Below are 18,807 nucleotides of genomic sequence, written 5' to 3' on the forward strand. Positions count from 1 at the left end.
CTGATTTAACACTCCCTTATGGTGACGTTGTTGAAGATTATCTGGAACACAAGAAATAAACTTTCTATTGCATGACAAGCCTGGTGCTAGAAATTTGTTTTAGATTTCCAAAATACCTTTGTTTCGTTGAAAATAAGCATCTTGCATTGAACTTTCAACGAAACAAAAATGATTGCCCTTTTTTAACAAAGCCTAAAAAACCATCCGCTTTGGCATCAGGCAATTTTCCGGGACTATGATGGTACAACCATATTTTTTCTTCAATCTTGCAGGGATAGTAACTAATTCGGAATAATGGGCATGAACGCCTGATTTTTTTCTGCTGTTTCACAATCATGAAAAATAATAGTTGCTTCTTCATAGTAATCCAAAAGCTGTTTAGGCGCATATTGCGTATCAGCAGTAAAATAAATTTTGTTTTCCTTGTAGTGCATCAATAAACCATAACAAGGCATTAACTCATAATTACTGACAATATGGATTGATTGTACCAGTTGAAAATTAATGTCATTCCAACAAAATTGCTCTTTTATAGGATGAGTATTAAAAAAGTTTCCAGTGTAGCCTTTTCAGTCTGCAATGTACGTAATCCGCCAGATAATGAGTGTTCCCATAAATCCTTAATAATATTTTCCGAACAGTAGAGATTAGGTTTTGTTTTATAGTTAAGATCAAAAAACGTGTTAATGGCCAACCATTCCAGGCCACCTATATGATCAGCATGTAAATGACTAATATAGACGCTCTTGATATCTGCATAAGTTAAATGTTGTTCATTTAATGAAAAACGGAGATCTCCTCCAGCATCAATAAGCAAAGTATCATTCGCTTTTTGTAAAAGTAGATTGGATTGATAATTATCTTTCCCCACAGTGAATGCTGAACCAGAACCAAGAAACGTTATCTTTAAGGCCATAAATTCTTCCTTTTACTATCGGATAAAATGAAATGGTTATTCCGCTCATTAAATCGCACTATCCTTACTCTTATTATAGAAATTAAATATTCATTTTAGTTTGGCTCGCCTTCCCATTTTTTAGGTACTTCTGTCCTGGCAATAAAAACTTACATTAAATTGATGTACGTTTTCTCCAACTAATTTTTTGATAGAGTGGGCCAGAAGAATACCTGTATTCTCATCAATTACACAAAGATAGCCCCGATCTGTTACCTTTTGTGCTAAAGAAACCTATAAAGCTGAAATAATGTTTTTTAGCCTCACTCTCTACTAAGAGGTGAAAGGAGAGTGCGGACTAAAAAACTCAAAAAATGCTCAGGAAGGTAAATCAATGCAGAGTCGATTTTTGGATCAAAAAAGGCCTTCCCTGTTGAAAATAATTTATCTTTATTATGGAGTGCTAATCTTGAAATCAGCCCATCCTTCGATTATAACTGCCTTTAACAACTCCATCTATATAAGCAACTAAGCTTTAATCAGCTTCATACCACCCAAATAAGGCTGCAATGCACTGGGAATACGAATATTGCCATCCCTGTCTTGGTAATTTTCCATAATCGCTACCAACGTACGGCCAACTGCAAGCCCAGAACCATTTAGAGTGTGCACTAGCTCCATCTCACGGGTTTCTGGGTGCCGATAACGCGCTTTCATACGACGAGCTTGGTAAGCCTCCGTATTGGAACAAGATGAAATTTCTCTATACATACCCTGGCTGGGTAACCATACTTCCAAATCATAGGTTTTAGCAGCGCCAGCTCCCAGATCGCCCGTACAAAGTGCTACAACGCGATAAGGTAATTCCAGCCGCTGCAAAATAACCTCGGCATGATGAGTTAGTTTTTCAAGCGCCTCATAAGAGGTATCAGGAGTAGTAATCCAGACCAGTTCAACTTTTTCAAATTGATGTTGCCGGATCATGCCTTTAGTATCTTTACCATAGGAACCAGCCTCACTACGAAAACAAGGAGAATGGCAAGCATGGCGCAGCGGTAACGATTCTGCAGCTAAAATTGTATCGCGGACAGTATTTGTTACTGGAATTTCAGCAGTCGAAGTGAGGTAATAATCGTCATCGCCCTTCAATTTAAATAAATCGTCTTCAAATTTCGGTAATTGTCCAGTACCCATTAAACTATCAGCATTGACTATATAGGGAACATAAATTTCTTCATAACCATGTTCTTGCGTATGAATATCCAGCATGAATTGAATAAGCGCGCGATGTAATCTGGCAAGCTCAGCTTTCATCACCACAAAACGACTACCGGTAATTTTAGCCGCCAGAGCAAAATCCATCTTAGCTAGCGCTTCACCCAATTCATCGTGCGATTTTACTGCAAAATCGAAAGTAGGCACTGTACCCCAGCGACGGATTTCCTGATTATCTTGTTCATCACGTCCCTCCGGTACAGAGGGGTGTGGTAAATTCGGTAAGCTAAAGAGGAGTGTATCCAGCTGCTTTAATACTTCATCAAGCTCCGCTTTTTTACTCTGTAACTCTTCACCGAGACGATTGACCTCTTCACGCATCGCAGTAATATCTTCACCGCGAGCTTTTACTTGTCCAATCAATTTAGAACGCTGATTACGATCATTTTGTAATGCTTGAGTTGCAACTTGCAACAGCTTTCTTTGTTCTTCAAGAATAACAAATGCTTGCACATCAAAATGAAAACCGCGTTTTTCAGTTGCTCAGCAACATATTGCGGATTATCACGCAACAATTGAGGATCTAACATAGCTCACCTTTCACTCTGGTCGCAGACAATTCGGATTAACTCCACCACGCAAGTTTATCCTGTTTAATTCGATTGATAATAATCCCTTCTGAGTCTTATTGATTTGGAGCCACAAACTCAACTCAACAATCGGCCACAGTAAATCCCTAGTAAAACCATCGCTAATGAACCGATATTATTGAATAATATATTCAATACAACAGCGAGTACTTGGCCATTTTGGTAAAGTACCCAGGTTTCCCAAGCAAAACTGGAAAACGTCGTATAAGCCCCAAGAAAACCAACTACTAATAATAAACGCCAATAGTCCCCTACATCAAATCGTTCTATCAGCAGGATTATTAGAAAACCTGCTAAAAAAGACCCTACACTGTTAACTACCCAGGTACCATAAGGATAGCGCGAACCTAAAACATGTTGCACTATGCTTACAGTAGCAAAACGGGCTACTGCCCCTAAAGCTCCTCCACAGGCTACAGCAAGCATTGGAGCTACCACTGTTATCTCACAATGCCTCGAGTTGATTGATTCAGAGCATCAATCATAGGGATTACTTCAGGACAATCATTTTGCATTATCTCTAATTCTGCAACAGCTTGCTGTACTGTTAATCCTTTGCGGAAAATAATTTTATAGGCACGTCGCAAATGATCAATCGCGGAAGAAGAAAAACCTCGCCGTCTTAAACCAACTGTATTGATTCCACAAGCAGCGGTGGTATGACCAGCAATCATGACATAAGGTAACACATCTTTGGAAACGTAAGTTGCGCGAGCAATAAAAGCATAGGCGCCTATATGGCAAAATTGATGTATAGCAGCATAAGGCCCTATGATGGCAAAATCGTTAACAATGACATGGCCAGATAAGGCTGCATGATTTACCATCGTGGTGCCATTGCCTATCATACAGTCATGACCAATATGGGAATAAGCCATTAAGTAATTACTATTTCCAACACGAGTAACTCCTCCGCCTTTGACCGTACCCCGGCTAATCGTACAATATTCACGGATAACGTTATTATCGCCAATTTCTAAACGGGTGGGTTCGCCTTTATAGGTAATATCCTGCGGTTCATCTCCTACAGAAGCAAATTGAAAAATCTTGTTATTTTTACCTATAACAGTGGGTCCTTGAATCACCACATGTGGACCAATCCAGGTTCCTTCACCAATTTCCACATCAGCGCCAATCACGCTGCCTGGACCTACTGATACGCCTTTTGCCAATTTGGCAGAGGAATGAATCATTGCACGTTCATCTATCACTTTACAATTTCCTTCGCTGCACTCATTAAATCTGCCGAGCAAGCAAGCTTGTCACCAACAAAAGCTTCGCCACGCATCCGCCAAAAATCACGTTTTTGACCAATTAGTCTGACTTCTAAACGTAATTGATCACCGGGTATTACTATTTGCTTGAAGCGAGCATTATCAATCCCTGCAAAGAAATACAAGAATTCATAGCCGTCTTTAGGCTTGCGCGATAAATTCGATAATATCGCACTAGCCTGGGCTAAAGCTTCAAGCATGAGTACACCAGGCATGATAGGATTTCCTGGAAAATGCCCCATAAAAAAGGTTCGTTGATTGTTACATTTTTGGTAGCAATCAAATAATCCATTGCTTTGTATTCCATCACCCGATCAACTAGGATGAATGGATAACGATGTGGCAATAAATCGAGAATTTTAGTTATTTCAATCAGTTCACTCATGCACTTTACTCTCATTAAATTCATTAGGGCTTTACGTCTAGTCTCAATTTCTGAGAACTCAATTTGAATCGCGCTGCCACTCTTTTTCCAATTTGGTGAGGCGGGTAACATAATTATCAAGGCGCCGAAAACGCGCCGCATTGCGACGCCATTGTCCATGTTCACTCACCATAATGCCAGAAGAATAAACACCTGGCTTAGACAAAGATTTATTCACTGTTGACATGCCGGTAATAACGATATCATCAACAAGATGCACGTGCGCCGCAACACAACTGGCACCACCGATTATACAATGTGCCCCAATCCTTGTATAAGCACCAATCGCGGCACAACCAGCAATGGCTGAATTTGCGCCAATAATAACATCATGAGCAATCTGTACCAAATTATCGATGTGCACACCTTCACCGATATAAGTATCGCCTAGAGCCCCTCTGGCAATAACCGTATTGGCGCCTAGCTGAACGTAATCTGCGATAATAACCCCACCAACAGCCGGGCCATGTAACCAGCGACCTTGCATTTTTATACTATTAAAAGGCAAGGCACCAAGCACGACCCCACTTTCGATAGCAACATGTTGACCTATTTTGGAACCTTGTAGAATAGCAACCCCATTCTGAATCGTGGTTTGATTTCCTACACTGACGCCAGGCTCAAGCACACAATTTGCAGCGACTTGAACACCATTACCTAGGAAAACCCGGTCACCAATAACGGAATTTTCCCCCACTCGCACACCCTGACCTATAGTGGCCGAAGCAGCAACTACGGCTGTCGCATGAATTCCTTCGAAGGCTTTTGGAGACTGTTGAAATAATCTCGCAGCCATTGACATTTTTTCTAGAGGATTAGCAACTACGATAGAGCTAGTTGGGCAATGTTGGAGATAAGCCGCTGTTAACAGGACAGCACCAGCCTTCGTTTGGCTCAAAGATGCAAGCAAAGCTGGATTATCAAAGTAAGCCAGATCGGTCTTGGTAGCACGACTCAACGATGCAAAACCCTGAATGGGGCATTCAGTTTGACCATGAAAAACCCCATCCAGACGAGCCGCTAGCTCGGCAAGGGTATACACTTTACTCACGAATTAGAGCAATGAAACAATTAGTTAATTTGTTTCATCACTTCCTCAGTAATATCCAACTTGGAAACACTGAATGGTGCAGCATCTTTCTGCAGTATGAGGTCATATTTCTGAGTTTCAGCAACCTTGTTGATCGCTTTGCGGATCTTACCGTAAAGCTCTTCCATTGCTTCATTATGAGCTGTACTCAATTCCTGCTGATATTGCTGGCCTTCTCTTTCAAAAGTTTGCTGGGTTGCAACGATTTTTTTCTCCAACTCTTTCTTTTGAGTTTGGCTCATAATGGCGCTATCGCGCTTGAATTTTTCCATATCCTTCTTCAAACCTTCTTCCATCACAACTAACTTATCACGACGAGGTTTGAAATCTTTCTCTAGTTTTTGTTGGATTACTTTCATTTGGCTAGAGGTTTGCATGATTTTTTGCAAATCTACAACACCAATTTTCGCCCAATCTGCAAAAGCATTAGCGGCACCTAAACCAAACACTAATGCAATTAAAATCCCACTGACACGCTTCATTATGTTGCTCTCCTGATTAAAAGTCTCTGATGCTAACACACTTCACTGCAGGTTGCGATATTGTGCTAGTCTTCACCACATTAATTTCTTCAGTTAGCGTCTATGATTCGCGAAACTAACCCCTGCGAAATTAAAACCCGGATGATAATGTAAATTGGAACAATTGTCCCTTATCTAAAGGTTGTTTATTCAATGCCTGAGCCACGCTGAATGCCAACGGTCCAAACGGAGAACGCCATTCAACAGACAAACCGGCTGAATAACGCATTGGTCCTGCCAACGTTCCTCTCAAAGCAGACGGTATTCCTTTTGCAAAAACGTTACCTGCATCGGCAAAAACAGTTGTTCTGACATTATCACGACTTAAAGGATAAGGTAGGATCAGGCCAGCACTTCCATTTACAAGGAAGTTGGCACCGATTGCATTACCATTACTATCTTGAGGTCCTAGCGAGTAACTGTCATAACCCCGAACCTGACCAGGCTGGGCAATACCTCCAGCAAAATAGTTTTCGAAGAACGGTAAACTCTTGCCGTTAAAGCCATTCCCATAACCAACATTTCCTAACAAGGTAAAAATAAAACCACGAGTAATTGGTTGATACCAATGCGCCTGATAAGCCGTTTTATAATACGATAGGGAGTTGGATGAGGCTGGCAAAGCAACTAAAGCCGAGATTTGCTGATTCATCCCTCTTGTAGGGTAAGGCATTTGATCGTAGCTGTTACGGTTCCAACCGGTTGTTAAGCGAATCTCGTGAAAATCGCGCCCATATAAATTCACAAAATTCTGAATTTGCATAACGGTACCCACTGACTTAATACGTAAGTCTTGGTATCCATAGCCGAATTGCAGACTACTATTTTCGCTTAATAATACGTTGTAACTGACATCACCACCAAAACGGTTAGAGGAATAGGAACTGACATCTAATTTTTTGGGATCAACCCTCTGATAATAGAGACCCATCCCACGCCCAATCCCATTTTGGGTATAAAAAGGATTATAATAGTTTAGGTTATAGTCCTGTCCCCAATAGCTTGCATTAAAGCCAATCCCCATAGAACGCCCAGTACCCATGAAGTTATGTTGATTAATTGCAGCATTAAATTGTGGTCCGTTAGTACCATAACCTAAAGAAGCCGTTGCTTCTGCCGAAGGTGCTTCTTCTACATCAACATCCAAATCAACTTGGTTATTTGTTCCTGGTACAGGATTTGTTTTCACATTGATATTTTTTAAATAGCTAAGCAGACGCAGCTGCCTTTCAGATTCTTTAATATTATGCAGGGACAGCAAACCGCCTTCATTTTGGCGAATCACATTGCGCAATACGTAATCAGCCGTTTTTGTATTACCATGGAAATTGATACGACGTACATAAACATGGCGGCCAGGATCGATCATAAAGGTAATAAAGACCGTTTTATTCGTTTCATCTACCCGGGGTTCTGCATTAATGGCAGGAAAACCATAACCGACATCACCTAAAGCCAAACCAATCGCAGAAATACTCTCCGTAACTTTTTACGTGAAAACACATCACCTTGTTTTACCTGAACCAGAGCGTCTATTTTCTCTTTGGGCAAAATCGTTTGACCTGCGACCGCATAACCGGCGAAATGGTACTGTGGTCCCTCATCGATATGAATATTAATAAAAACATCTTTCTTATCAGGTGACAATAAGACTTGCGACGACACAATATTAAATTTCAAATAGCCACGATCAAGATAAAAAGACCGTAGAGCCTCTAAAGAGGTGTCCATAGCTGCTTTGGAATACTGATCTTTTTACTGAAATAGGTGAAAATATTACTAGTCGACAAAGACAACTCTGGTAACAATTCATTACTAGTAAAATCGTGATTTCCAATAAATTTAATTTCTTTGATCCGGGAAACGCGCCCTTCCGAGACAGTCACAGTGATTGCAACACGGTTTTCCGTCAATGACGTAATCTTCGTCTCGATACGAGAATTATATTTTCCACGTGCATTGTAGGCCTGCTTTAATTCCTTTTCTAAATGCTCAAGAGATGACCGCTGAAAAACGCGGCCTTTGACCAAGCCCATTTGCTTGAGTAATTCCTTCATTTTATCACTGGGAATTTCCTGATTTCCTACTACCGTAATAGAACCGATAGTGGCTCGCTCAACCACATGAACAACCAGTGTGCTACCTTCTCGCTCAAGAGATACTGCTTGGAAAAAACCAGTTTCATAAAGCGCTCGAATGATTTGAGCCGAGGAGCCAGGCCCGATTTCCTCACCAACTTGTACAGGCAAGTAATTCAACACAGTACCCAAACTGACTCGCTGCAAACCAACAATCTTGATATCACGTACAACAAAGCCATTTGCCGCACTGATTTCAGCCGACCAGGCTAACGCGGTTGAACAGAGGATACCCAAAACAATTTTTTACTGACTTTTTTCATTCTTATTTTACGTCCAGTACTACGCACGGTCTTGTCGCTGGAATAACTCCAGCACGAATATAAATTGCACCCTTTTATAGGAACTGACTAACCCTGTCAAGAAATTAGACCTCTTTCCAAACGTTACTGCGGTAGAAAATTGCTTCGTCGATACAGTGCTCGAATCTTTTATGTACTTGCTTTGTACACTCCGTTTCTGCGCGCCGTATCTCCCCGTTCTTCCACACCACAGCGAGGTTGGAAAGAGATCTACTGAGTAAAATGTAGCCTTGAGCTGAATAACTAACGCAAGAATGGTCACATCCAAACGCGCTAAATCGAGTCATAGCTAGATTTTTTGCGACAGTCTACCACAGAGAACCCCCACTGTTACCAGCTATTTATCATCTTAGGGCTAAAAATTAACTTACATTTATATACTCAATTGATTTATTGATTATTTCGATAGAGAACACTCATAAAATAATCATGATTATCCCAGCAAACGCGATATATCATTGCTCAATGCCAGAATCATCAATGCCATCATAAATAATAAGCCAACATAAATTCCCGCTGATCTCACTTCCTCGGAAAGTGGCCGTCTTCTTACAATTTCCACCAAACAATACAGTAAATGGCCTCCATCCAGCATAGGAATAGGTAATAGATTCAACACACCTAAACTAATACTGACTAACGCTAAAAAAGATAAATAATAAGTAAATCCGTTGCGGGCGGATTCGCCTGCTCCCTGGGCTATCCCCACTGGTCCGCTAATGCTTTGTAAGGCTAATTTGCCCGTAATAAAACGTCCAATTAGAGAGAACGTTGCACTTGTTAAATCAATTGTTTGCGCAAAAGCAGTCCCTACTGCTTTAACTGGACCTTGACGTTGGACGCGCAACCATTGTGGCGGCCAATCTACTTTTTGTGAACGAACACCAAGAAACCCTTCTTTTTGGCCATCATTTACTTTCGTACCAATTTGTAATTTGACGTTCTCTACATGCCCTTGTCTGGCGATCGACAAAAGCAGTGAAGCACCTGGATGTTGCTTGACATAATCAACCAAACTCAACCAATCCTCTAACGGGTTACCATCAACAGTCTTAATAACATCGCCCTGTTGTAACCCTGCTGCCTTGGCCGGTGATTCATCAAGTACTTCACCTACTATGGGCGGAATGGTAGGTATAAAGGGGGTTATCCCAAGACTCCCTAATGGATCAGGCCTTTTTGCATCCAAGGTCCAATTTGCCAAGGGCAAAATAAATGTCTTTTTCTCATTATTCACTAATGACTTTACCGAAATAGATATTTTTTCATCACTACCGAGCAAAGGCATTAAAGCAAATTGAAAATCTCGCCAGCTTGCAATTTTTTACCATCCAGAGCCAGAATTTCTTGTTTCGGCCCTAAACCAGCCTCTGCCGCAATACTTCCGGGCTTAACGGTTTCAATCATAGGTGCCAGAGATTGAATGCCAATCACCAAAACCAGCCATAACGCCGCGAAAGCAAAAATAAAATTAAATAAAGGACCTGCCACAATGATTGCAATCCGAGCCCAAACCGATTTGTTATTAAAAGCAAGATGACGCTCTTTTTCCGGGACTTCACCTTCCGTTTCATCCAGCATTTTCACATAACCACCAAGTGGAAAAAGAGACCAGGCATACTCAGTACCCTGTTTATCATGCCAGCGTGCCAAGACCTTGCCAAAACCAAATGAAAAACGGAGAACCTTCACACCACAAAGACGGGCTACAAGAAAATGACCATATTCATGTACTGTTATTAATAATAACAATGCAAGGAAAAAATAAATTAAAGTCAGTACCATAATTAGATTCCCGGTGCTAAAACGTATAATCCCCAATAAAATAAAGGCGATGCCGCAATTAAACTATCTAAACGATCGAGTACGCCACCATGGCCGGGAATTAATCGACCAGTATCTTTAATTTTAGCTCTTCTTTTAAGCATGCTGATAAATAAATCACCGATCATGGAAATTAAAGTTGTTGCTATTGCTATGTTAAACCAATGAACAAGGCCTACACGAGGCTGAAAATAATAGTAACCACAGCAAGCCACCAACATTGACAATATACCCCCCCCTAACGAACCCTCTACTGTTTTACCCGGACTCACCAAGGGAATCAGTTTATGCTGTCCCCACTGTTTACCTGCCAAATAAGCACCGATATCAGTAGCCCAAACCAGAAAAAGCAAATACACGATAAGATCTTTACCTTGCTCCTGCCTATAAATCGCTATCATACTCTGAGCAAATAAGGGCAATAGTAGCAGGCAGGCACAGGCAACTATCCAGGAATAGCCCCAAACTGATTGTGAGCTGGGAAACAGCACGATTGCTGCTAAAATCAAAATCCATAACAAGAGGCCAATAACCAACCAATAATCAAAAAAGTAATAACTTAAACAGGTTGCAGCCAGGAGCAAAACAAGAAAAACAATTTTTAATGGTAAGGAAGCGATAGGAATTAATCCTAACCATTCAAAACCACAAGCTAGCAATAAGAGTAGTACAAAACCAGCAAAAACCCAATTTGGTGCATAATAGATAGCAAACAAAACCAGGGGCACCAGTATAATTGTGGTTAATAATCGCTGTTTAAACATGGTTAGCCTCATTAAGTTGCTGAGAGGTTTTACCATAACGCCGTTCCCGCGAATTAAAACTGGCTAATGCTTTTTGGAATTCTTCAGCGGTGAAATCAGGCCAATGTACATCAGTAAAATACAATTCAGTATAAGCTAGCTGCCAAAGGAAAAAATTGCTAATCCGTTGCTCGCCGCTAGTACGAATAAATAAATCAGGATCCGGTAATCCACAAGTACTGAGCGCCTTTTCCAGAGCAGATTCATCAACAGCCTCAAGAGCCAATTCTCCTGCGCACACAGACTCTGCGATGCGTTGTGCAGCCCGCACAAGATCCCATTTACCACCGTAGTTCACTACAACATTAAGTATCAAGCGATTATTATTTGCAGTCAGTTCTTCAGCAGCCAACATCTGAGAACGAAGCGTTGGTGACAGCGCTTCTCTTCCACCAGTAAAACGCAAACAAACGCCATGTTGATGAAGTTCTTGCACTTCATGCCCCAGCGCTTCGATAAAAAGCTGCATCAAAAACTCAACTTCGTTTTCAGGCCTTGACCAGTTTTCACTGCTAAAAGCAAATAGACTCAAGATTGGAATTTGAGTTTGTAAACAACAGCGGATAACCGTCTTTACTGACTCAACACCAGCACGATGTCCTTCGACTCGCAACAAACCACGGCTTTGTGCCCAACGCCCATTGCCATCCATCACAATGGCTATGTGTTGAGGTAAGATCTCATTCAACCCAATTCATCCAATACAGAAAATGGTGGATAGTCTAACCGCTTTATAACAAAATATTAAGTATTGTAATGTCTAAAAATTAATTCTACTCAGCCTACCATGGGTACCCCCTTTTACTTTTTGCGATGCCATCCTGCTTAGAAGTGAAAACCAGTATATAATCGGGTTTTATCCAATTGAGATTTTTTGATGCAAAAGACTAAACCACTCGTCTTAATGATTCTAGATGGTTGGGGTTACCAAGAAAATACGGCACATAACGCTATTGCTGCAGCCAATACCCCCCAATGGAATGAATGGTGGCAAAGTCGCCCGCATATTCTCCTTGATGCCTCAGGTCAGCAGGTTGGTCTGCCCGATGAGCAAATGGGGAATTCTGAGGTTGGTCATATGCATATCGGTGCTGGCCGAATTATTTATCAAGATTTTACTCGTATTAATGAGGTAATCAGCAACGGTGAATTTGCTAAAAATCCCGTCTTTATTAATCTTATCGAAGATATGCGAAACAAGAGTAAAACCTTGCATGTCATGGGACTTCTTTCACCAGGCGGTGTGCATAGCCATGAAAATCATCTCTTTGCTTTTCTGACTCTCTGTCATCAATTAGGGTATAGTAATGTATGTCTCCATTTATTTCTCGATGGCCGCGATACACCACCACAAAGTGCCTTGCAAAGTCTGGATAAGCTCAATCAGCATTTAGAAAAATACCCTGTCGCTACAATATGTTCCATCTCAGGGCGGTATTTTGCTATGGATCGCGATAAACGCTGGGAAAGAGTTGCACCGGTTTATCGTTTATTAACTGAAGCAAAAAGTAACTATCAATTTCAGCGAGCTGAAACAGCTATAACGACCTTTTACGAGGAAAAGAAGTACGATGAATTTATTCCTCCCACACTGATTGGTGCAGGGAAAATGATTGAAGACGGTGATTCAATACTGTTTTTTAATTTCCGTGCTGATCGGGCTCGACAATTAACCCAAGCGTTTCTTGATGAGGAATTTAATGGTTTTATTCGCTCAACCCGCCCGGTACTTGCTCATTTTGTAAGCATGACTCACTATGCAAAAAATTTGGCAACTGAAATAGCCTTTCCTCCAATGACCTTAAATAACACCTTGGGAGAAGTCATTGCCAATAACGGTTTAAGTCAATTACGTATTGCGGAAACTGAAAAATATGCCCATGTCACATTCTTCTTTAATGGCGGTTCAGAACACGTGTTTCGCAATGAAGATAGAATTCTTATTCCTTCCCCATCAGTAGCTACTTACGATTTATTGCCAGAAATGAGTGCGCCAGAACTGACACGGGCTTTAGTAGATGCGATTCGTAGTGAAGCCTATGATGTCATTATCTGTAATTATGCGAATGCTGACATGGTAGGACATAGTGGTGATTTTAATGCCACTGTCAAAGCAATTGAATGCCTTGATCAATGCATGCATGATGTGTGGCAAGCTCTAACAGACATTGGAGGAGCTTTGTTAATCACCGCTGATCATGGCAATGCTGAAGCAATGTTTGATGAAACAACGAAACAGGCACATACCGCTCATACCAGCGATCCCGTCCCTCTACTTTATGTAGGAGGAGATTGGCAATTTAATCAACCGAAAGGCAGTTTAATTGACGTTGCTCCTACTATCCTAGCCTTACTTGGTATTACTCAGCCCGATGAAATGACTGGTCACGCACTGTTGGTAAAGAATTATGATTTTGCAAATTAAACACCGCTTATTGACTTCCATACACGCAATCATTTTGTCAATATTTTCATTGTCTTTGCTGACAATGGCATGCTGGGCTGAAAACGCTTCACTCACCCAGGCTAAAACGAAATTAAAACGGTTAGACCAGCAAATCAACACGCTGAAACAAACGCTGGCTTCTGCTCAAGACAAGCGCGGGGTACTTAATCAAGAATTGGCCGGTACTGAAAAACAAATCAGTGATGGCATACGCAAATTGCGTCTTATCCAGCGGGGTATGGATTCCAAGCAACGTAAAATTAGTCTTTTGCAACAGCATGTTACTGAATTAAATCAACAATTAGCAGCCCAACAGCAGTTACTCGCCCAGCATGTGCGCACAAGATATAAAATGGGTGAGTATCAACCACTTAAATGGCTATTGAATCAGGATGATCCTTATGCAATTAGTAGATTATTGACGTTTTATCAATATTTAGTTCAATCACGCCAAAACATCATCGATCAGATTGATGCTACAAAAAAGACATTACCCAGGACCATAATAAACTTAAAAATGAACTCACTGAACAACAACAATTACAACAACAACTTCATAGCCACCAGCAGCAATTAGAACGAGATAAGCAGTATCATACTGCTGTTATTCAATCACTCGACAACGAAATTGAAACCAAAGAACATACGTTGTCTGAATACGAACAAAATAAAGAAAATTTATCCCGTTTACTTCAAACATTAGCACTGCAAAGTGTTACTCAAGCTAAAAGACCATTCACCCAAATGCGGCGAAAATTGCCACGCCCTGTTCAAGTAGGGAGGCAATCTTTACAAAAAATGAACCAAGGAGTGACATTTTTTGCCGGAGAAGGCACCCCTGTTACTGCCGTTTATCCAGGCAAAGTCGTGTTTAGCGATTGGCTCAATGGCTATGGACTTTTATTGATTCTTGACCATGGTCAAGGCTTCATGACCCTTTATGCTCATAATCAATCTCTCTTTAAACGCAAAGGGGCAACCGTGCTACAAGGCGAACAAATTGCTACCGTAGGCCATAGCGGTGGATTAAAACAAAACGGTCTATACTTTGAAGTAAGGCAGCGTGGAAAAGCGATTCCACCACTCGAGTGGTTGTCTTGATTATCCTCTGGCACTTATATTGCAATGTACAGTGATACTGGAAGATGACGCATACAGCGCCAAACTTACCAAAGGAGAACAGTATGCACAACAAACGCCTTTATTTTGGTGCGATCACCGTATGGGTCAGCACGAGCCTTCTTTTCCCGCTACAAGCTTATACCGCTGAAGAAACCACTAAACGAATTCCTATGGAAGATGTGCAACGGTTTTCCAATGCCATTGGTCAAATTAAAAATATTATGTTAAACCCGTCGATGATAAAGAACTCTTTGATAATGCCATAAGAGGTATGCTCAATGGCTTAGATCCCCACTCAACTTATCTCGATGAGGATTCTTTTAAAGAATTGCAAACGTCAACAAGTGGTGAATTTGGCGGCTTAGGCATTGAAGTGACTATGGAGGATGGTGTAGTGAAGGTTGTCACTCCCTTGGTCGACACCCCTGCTTTCAAAGCAGGTATTAAAGCCGGTGACTATATCATTAAATTGGGTAACCAATCGGTACAAGGAATCAGCTTAAAAGAAGCGGTTGAATTAATGCGCGGCAAAGAAGGGACTACTCTCGATTTAACCATTTTACGTAAAGGTGAAAGTAAACCACTTAATTTTTCACTGATACGTGAAAAAATCCTGATCAAGAGTGTAAAAAGTAAATTGCTGGACGATGGCTATGGTTATGTGCGCTTGACCCAATTCCAGGCGATGACTGGCGAAGATATGGAAAAAGCGATTAGCCAATTAAAACAACAGTCCGGTGGAAAACTCAAAGGCCTTATTCTGGATTTGCGTAATAACCCCGGTGGGTTACTAGACTCAGCGATCCAGGTCTCTGATGCATTCCTTGATACAAGCAAGACTGGCAAACCTGAACTCATTGTTTATACCCAAGGTCGCCTCCCTGGTTCAAAATTTACTGCCCTAGCTAATCCCGGTGACATTCTGAACAATGCACCTTTGGTGGTTCTAATCAATAATGGTTCTGCGTCCGCCTCAGAAATTGTTGCCGGTGCATTGAAAGATAACAAACGAGCCATTATTCTGGGTACACAAAGTTTTGGTAAAGGCTCTGTACAAACGGTGCTCCCTCTTGATGATAAACGAGGAATCAAATTGACCACCGCTTTGTACTACACGCCTAATGGAACTTCCATTCAAGCAAAAGGCATTACACCTGATATCGTAGTCGAAGAAATAGCTGTGCCCAAGGCAGACCCTAAAGCAGGTGGTTTTGCCGGTTTCAGTGAAGCCGATCTGAGTGGTCATTTACTGAACAAGGACGAAAAAGGCGAACAAAGTAAAACGAATGAGTCTGTCAAAGATGATAAGGCCCTGCTACACGAAGATTATCAGCTGTATGCCGCACTGACCATCTTAAAAGGCTTGGCAGTTGCCAAACGCTAATCTCCACAATCCTCATCATTCACCACAGGCTAGCCTGTGGTGAATTCGTAATAGACAGTGAGTCAAAAAATGTATATAATGTGTCCATTGTTGTTCTGTAAGGGTTTCTCCTTACCCCATAGCTTCTTAATATTTGCATAAGATTGATTTGTTACAATACATAATTATGTAAAATGAAAGATAGGTCCACATCATGCCTCAAGTAAGAAAAGTTAGTGGGAACCATCCCTATGTAGTTAGGTCTGTGTTTACTAGCGAATACTTCCCTGACTCGCGCGCTCCTAATGGCCGACTCCGTAATGTAGCAGAAGAAACGCTTAAAAGATCAAGCTACGTGGAGAATGTAACAAATATTTTTAAAGATTTACCAAGAAATGCTTTTCTTCCCAGTGGTGGTAAGACTGCTGATGATTATGTTCGTGATTGGAGCAATACTCCTAGTTATGATTTTGCTCAAGGCAACTTAACCGCTGGCCTCTATCACTCCATTATGGTGATCTTTATGCTACACCCTGACTTTTTAAAAGAAGATACAGGGAGAAATCCAGACGAATTTCAGGAATACCTAACAAGTGTACAAAAAGTTGATTTTGCCTACTATAATGATGAAGGTATTCCTTGCGGCATTTCTATTTCTTATTCCTTGAAAGACCCTTCTCTTTGGTTCGCTACGATAATACGTAACACCACTGGGATGCCTGAAAATAGAGAAACTTTGTGTTTCTCTTCTTCTGAATTTATTAGAAATGATGATCAAGACAAACAAAAAGAACTCGTCGAAAGCAACACTGTCGCGCAAGAATTCCTGGCGTTTGCCAAATCAAAAACTGTTGCTGATTTATTTGAAGGTACTATTCTTGCCAATGGCAACGTAGATACTGCAAAGCTGGAATTACTAGATAGCGCTCTTAAGGACATGGATCTTATCAATATTGGTCGCAATGAGGTCTTCAAAGACAGAAAGCGACATTTTGAGCAGCAGGTCGAATTACACGAACAAGCTCTTAAAGCTATCAAAAAACCTGCTTTAGAACTGGTTGCTAAACAATCTTTTGTACGAAGAAACGCAGGGAGCCTCTTTTTGGGCTTCTTAGTTTTGGCGACTCTGGTAAATTTGGTATTAATCGCTACAGGTGTTTTAGCTCCTTTAGGATTCCTCCTAGAAGGTGTAAAAAATTACCTTGTATTTGGTGGTGCGGCTGTTGTCGGTGTTGCAAGTGCTGCCAACCTGGCTAATAATGAACACCAATTATCCACTTATAAAGCAGATGTTCAAAAGCTTGAGCAAAGCTTTGAGCCAAAAAATAGAAAAGACTTCAGAGAACTTGATCTAGAGGAAGCAGAAGCAGAAAAAAGGTTACGTGAACAAGAACAACAAGTGGTTGTGCCTTCTAGGACTAATCAGATAGACCTAGACGATTCTCAAGAATTTGGCGAGGTTGGGCAGCTTGTAGATGAGGTAGTGCGTGATGATTCTCAATTGTCAAGGGCGACAGTCCTGGTTGAGAGTATAAGTTTACAACCCCCTGTTGATACTTCTTCACAAACGGGTGTAGGTGTCATAGTTCCCAAAAAGAAAATGAGATTGTAATAATTCCAACCGATGTGGACACCCCTACTTACAATTAATAATGGATCTAAAAATTGAATGGGTAAATTAAAAAATGGCTAATTTATTTTTTCATGGGAGCGGACTCCCAGTTTACGGGAAATTGTTACAACAAAATGAAATCAATGCGCGTGTGGCGCGCCTACGCCAGGCACATCAGGCGTTGCAGCAACTGAAGCAAGATATTGATGAACGTTGCGAAAAACTTCATGGCGTTTTTAATTTCCTGGAGGGTAAACAAGCCCTCTATCAACAATTGACTGACCAATATCAACAAAAGCCCACAGCAAACCTGGCTTTAAGACTTCACAAATTAGAGCAAGCGATTAATGACTTACTGATTAAGCTTGAGACAACCCAACCAGAAAGAGTTATTTCAGATTTAAGTTCTCGCTATGAGGAATTAAAAACCGAGCTGGCAAGAAAAGAAGCTTTAACCCTGAGCAGTACTGAGCTTGTTGAAGAAGCCAGGAATATCTTAAAAATGCCTCGATAATATCGATGCAACTTCGGGTCATGTTATGACATATTAAACAGTAGATACAGGCTTCATTTTGCCTGAAGGTCATAAAGATGATGTGTCACAGGTTAAGAGTAAAGGCCTTATGGTTGGCGTTGACGAGCCACCTGTTCAACAAGTGAATACCTTCTAATAACAAAGTAATCGAACTATTTCCTTAGTAGCTTAAACAAGCTAAGCTGCTAAGGAATCTCCATAAGATGCCGTAAAAACATACCATTCCCCTAATAACAACTTAATGCTTTACCTTCATCTAATCCGCCTACAAAGATGTACAATTGCATGAAGAAAGCCTATTCACGCGAGCAAATTCCTTTCCCCTTACCATAGAAAAACACTAGCAACTTTTAAAACTTGGTAATAAGCAGTAAAAATCAATTTTAATAAAGCACTAAATTATCTTTCAATACCGTAAAGTGAAATGAAAAAAGATAATTATGGTTTAAATTACAGCAATAAGAGCGTAAAATTGCCCTGTAAATTATCATACACATAAATCAAGCCTCCTCGAGAGGGTGTAGATGGAAAGAGTAAAATGGAAGGATTGCCAATAGTGTCAACAGAGATAATCAACTGTATGTAATTTATGG

Annotated in this window: 14 protein-coding genes and 5 pseudogenes; 5 read left to right on the top strand and 14 right to left on the bottom strand. The window is 40.9% G+C overall.

Annotated features, from left to right (window positions below; all coding sequences use genetic code 11):
• Window positions 1-281 precede the first annotated feature (281 nt).
• The 14 genes and pseudogenes from BN58_RS35090 to uppS all read right to left on the bottom strand — a co-directional run bounded on the left by BN58_RS35090 (window position 282) and on the right by uppS (window position 11,824).
• Window positions 282-455 carry a hypothetical protein gene (locus BN58_RS35090; protein WP_232220742.1) on the bottom strand — a complete coding sequence of 58 codons (174 nt, stop codon included), beginning with the start codon at window positions 453-455 and terminating at the stop codon, window positions 282-284.
• 74 nt (window positions 456-529) lie between these two features.
• Window positions 530-916 carry an MBL fold metallo-hydrolase gene (locus tag BN58_RS35095; RefSeq protein ID WP_232220743.1) on the bottom strand — a complete coding sequence of 129 codons (387 nt, stop codon included), beginning with the start codon at window positions 914-916 and terminating at the stop codon, window positions 530-532.
• A 507-nt stretch (window positions 917-1,423) separates the two neighbouring features.
• Window positions 1,424-2,700 (bottom strand): annotated as a pseudogene (serS, locus tag BN58_RS26740) (serine--tRNA ligase).
• Window positions 2,701-2,817: 117 nt separating this feature from the next.
• The gene (gene crcB / locus BN58_RS17435; RefSeq protein WP_232220744.1) at window positions 2,818-3,198 is read right to left on the bottom strand and encodes a fluoride efflux transporter CrcB; all 381 of its coding nucleotides are present in this window, start codon (window positions 3,196-3,198) and stop codon (window positions 2,818-2,820) included.
• A 2-nt stretch (window positions 3,199-3,200) separates the two neighbouring features.
• The gene (lpxA, locus tag BN58_RS17440) at window positions 3,201-3,971 is read right to left on the bottom strand and encodes an acyl-ACP--UDP-N-acetylglucosamine O-acyltransferase (protein WP_019217938.1); all 771 of its coding nucleotides are present in this window, start codon (window positions 3,969-3,971) and stop codon (window positions 3,201-3,203) included.
• Window positions 3,968-4,419 (bottom strand): annotated as a pseudogene (gene fabZ / locus BN58_RS26745) (3-hydroxyacyl-ACP dehydratase FabZ). The gene lpxA and the pseudogene fabZ overlap by 4 nt, the downstream one beginning before the upstream one ends.
• 58 nt (window positions 4,420-4,477) lie before the next feature.
• Window positions 4,478-5,500 (bottom strand): UDP-3-O-(3-hydroxymyristoyl)glucosamine N-acyltransferase, encoded by a 1,023-nt coding sequence (gene lpxD, locus BN58_RS17450; RefSeq protein ID WP_026069574.1) that lies wholly within the window; start codon window positions 5,498-5,500, stop codon window positions 4,478-4,480.
• Between the two features lie 29 nt (window positions 5,501-5,529).
• Window positions 5,530-6,030, bottom strand: coding sequence for an OmpH family outer membrane protein (locus tag BN58_RS17455; RefSeq protein ID WP_019217941.1), 501 nt, complete (start codon window positions 6,028-6,030; stop codon window positions 5,530-5,532).
• A gap of 130 nt (window positions 6,031-6,160) precedes the next feature.
• Window positions 6,161-7,528, bottom strand: coding sequence for an outer membrane protein assembly factor BamA (bamA, locus tag BN58_RS38045; protein ID WP_232220745.1), 1,368 nt, complete (start codon window positions 7,526-7,528; stop codon window positions 6,161-6,163).
• Window positions 7,519-7,800 (bottom strand): POTRA domain-containing protein, encoded by a 282-nt coding sequence (locus BN58_RS38050; protein ID WP_232220746.1) that lies wholly within the window; start codon window positions 7,798-7,800, stop codon window positions 7,519-7,521. The genes bamA and BN58_RS38050 overlap by 10 nt, the downstream gene beginning before the upstream one ends.
• Entirely contained in the window at window positions 7,785-8,444 is a 660-nt protein-coding gene (locus BN58_RS38055) for a POTRA domain-containing protein (RefSeq protein ID WP_232220747.1), read from the bottom strand. Before BN58_RS38055 ends, BN58_RS38050 begins: the two co-directional genes overlap by 16 nt.
• Window positions 8,445-8,942: 498 nt before the next feature.
• A pseudogene (gene rseP / locus BN58_RS26755) lies at window positions 8,943-10,294 on the bottom strand (RIP metalloprotease RseP).
• Window positions 10,295-10,296: 2 nt separating this feature from the next.
• Window positions 10,297-11,097, bottom strand: a complete 801-nt coding sequence (locus BN58_RS17470; protein WP_019217942.1) for a phosphatidate cytidylyltransferase — start codon at window positions 11,095-11,097, stop codon at window positions 10,297-10,299.
• Complete coding sequence (gene uppS / locus BN58_RS17475) at window positions 11,090-11,824, bottom strand: polyprenyl diphosphate synthase (protein ID WP_019217943.1); 735 nt, start codon at window positions 11,822-11,824, stop codon at window positions 11,090-11,092. Before uppS ends, BN58_RS17470 begins: the two co-directional genes overlap by 8 nt.
• Before the next feature lie 189 nt (window positions 11,825-12,013).
• Here uppS and gpmI point away from each other — a divergent pair, with 189 nt between their 5' ends.
• From gpmI to BN58_RS17500, 5 genes and pseudogenes are all read left to right on the top strand, one after another.
• Window positions 12,014-13,561, top strand: coding sequence for a 2,3-bisphosphoglycerate-independent phosphoglycerate mutase (gene gpmI, locus BN58_RS17480; RefSeq protein ID WP_026069575.1), 1,548 nt, complete (start codon window positions 12,014-12,016; stop codon window positions 13,559-13,561).
• Between the two features lie 64 nt (window positions 13,562-13,625).
• A pseudogene (locus BN58_RS26760) lies at window positions 13,626-14,683 on the top strand (murein hydrolase activator EnvC family protein).
• An 83-nt stretch (window positions 14,684-14,766) separates the two neighbouring features.
• Window positions 14,767-16,088 (top strand): annotated as a pseudogene (locus BN58_RS26765) (S41 family peptidase).
• 193 nt (window positions 16,089-16,281) lie between these two features.
• Window positions 16,282-17,679, top strand: coding sequence for a hypothetical protein (locus tag BN58_RS17495; protein ID WP_156812618.1), 1,398 nt, complete (start codon window positions 16,282-16,284; stop codon window positions 17,677-17,679).
• A gap of 73 nt (window positions 17,680-17,752) precedes the next feature.
• A complete protein-coding gene (locus BN58_RS17500) occupies window positions 17,753-18,193 on the top strand; it encodes a hypothetical protein (protein WP_019217948.1) in 441 nt (146 codons plus the stop codon).
• Window positions 18,194-18,807 lie beyond the last annotated feature (614 nt).

Source organism: Legionella tunisiensis (genome assembly GCF_000308315.1).
Taxonomy (GTDB): domain Bacteria; phylum Pseudomonadota; class Gammaproteobacteria; order Legionellales; family Legionellaceae; genus Tatlockia; species Tatlockia tunisiensis.

Bases quoted from the DNA above. Each gene is read 5' to 3' on its own strand.
- BN58_RS38050 (WP_232220746.1), bottom strand. From the start codon at position 7,800: ATGGACACCTCTTTAGAGGCTCTACGGTCTTTTTATCTTGATCGTGGC.
- gpmI (WP_026069575.1), top strand. From the start codon at position 12,014: ATGCAAAAGACTAAACCACTCGTCTTAATGATTCTAGATGGTTGGGGT.
- BN58_RS17495 (WP_156812618.1), top strand. From the start codon at position 16,282: ATGCCTCAAGTAAGAAAAGTTAGTGGGAACCATCCCTATGTAGTTAGG.
- BN58_RS35095 (WP_232220743.1), bottom strand. From the start codon at position 916: ATGGCCTTAAAGATAACGTTTCTTGGTTCTGGTTCAGCATTCACTGTG.
- BN58_RS17470 (WP_019217942.1), bottom strand. From the start codon at position 11,097: ATGTTTAAACAGCGATTATTAACCACAATTATACTGGTGCCCCTGGTT.
- BN58_RS17455 (WP_019217941.1), bottom strand. From the start codon at position 6,030: ATGAAGCGTGTCAGTGGGATTTTAATTGCATTAGTGTTTGGTTTAGGT.
- BN58_RS17500 (WP_019217948.1), top strand. From the start codon at position 17,753: ATGGCTAATTTATTTTTTCATGGGAGCGGACTCCCAGTTTACGGGAAA.
- BN58_RS35090 (WP_232220742.1), bottom strand. From the start codon at position 455: ATGCCTTGTTATGGTTTATTGATGCACTACAAGGAAAACAAAATTTAT.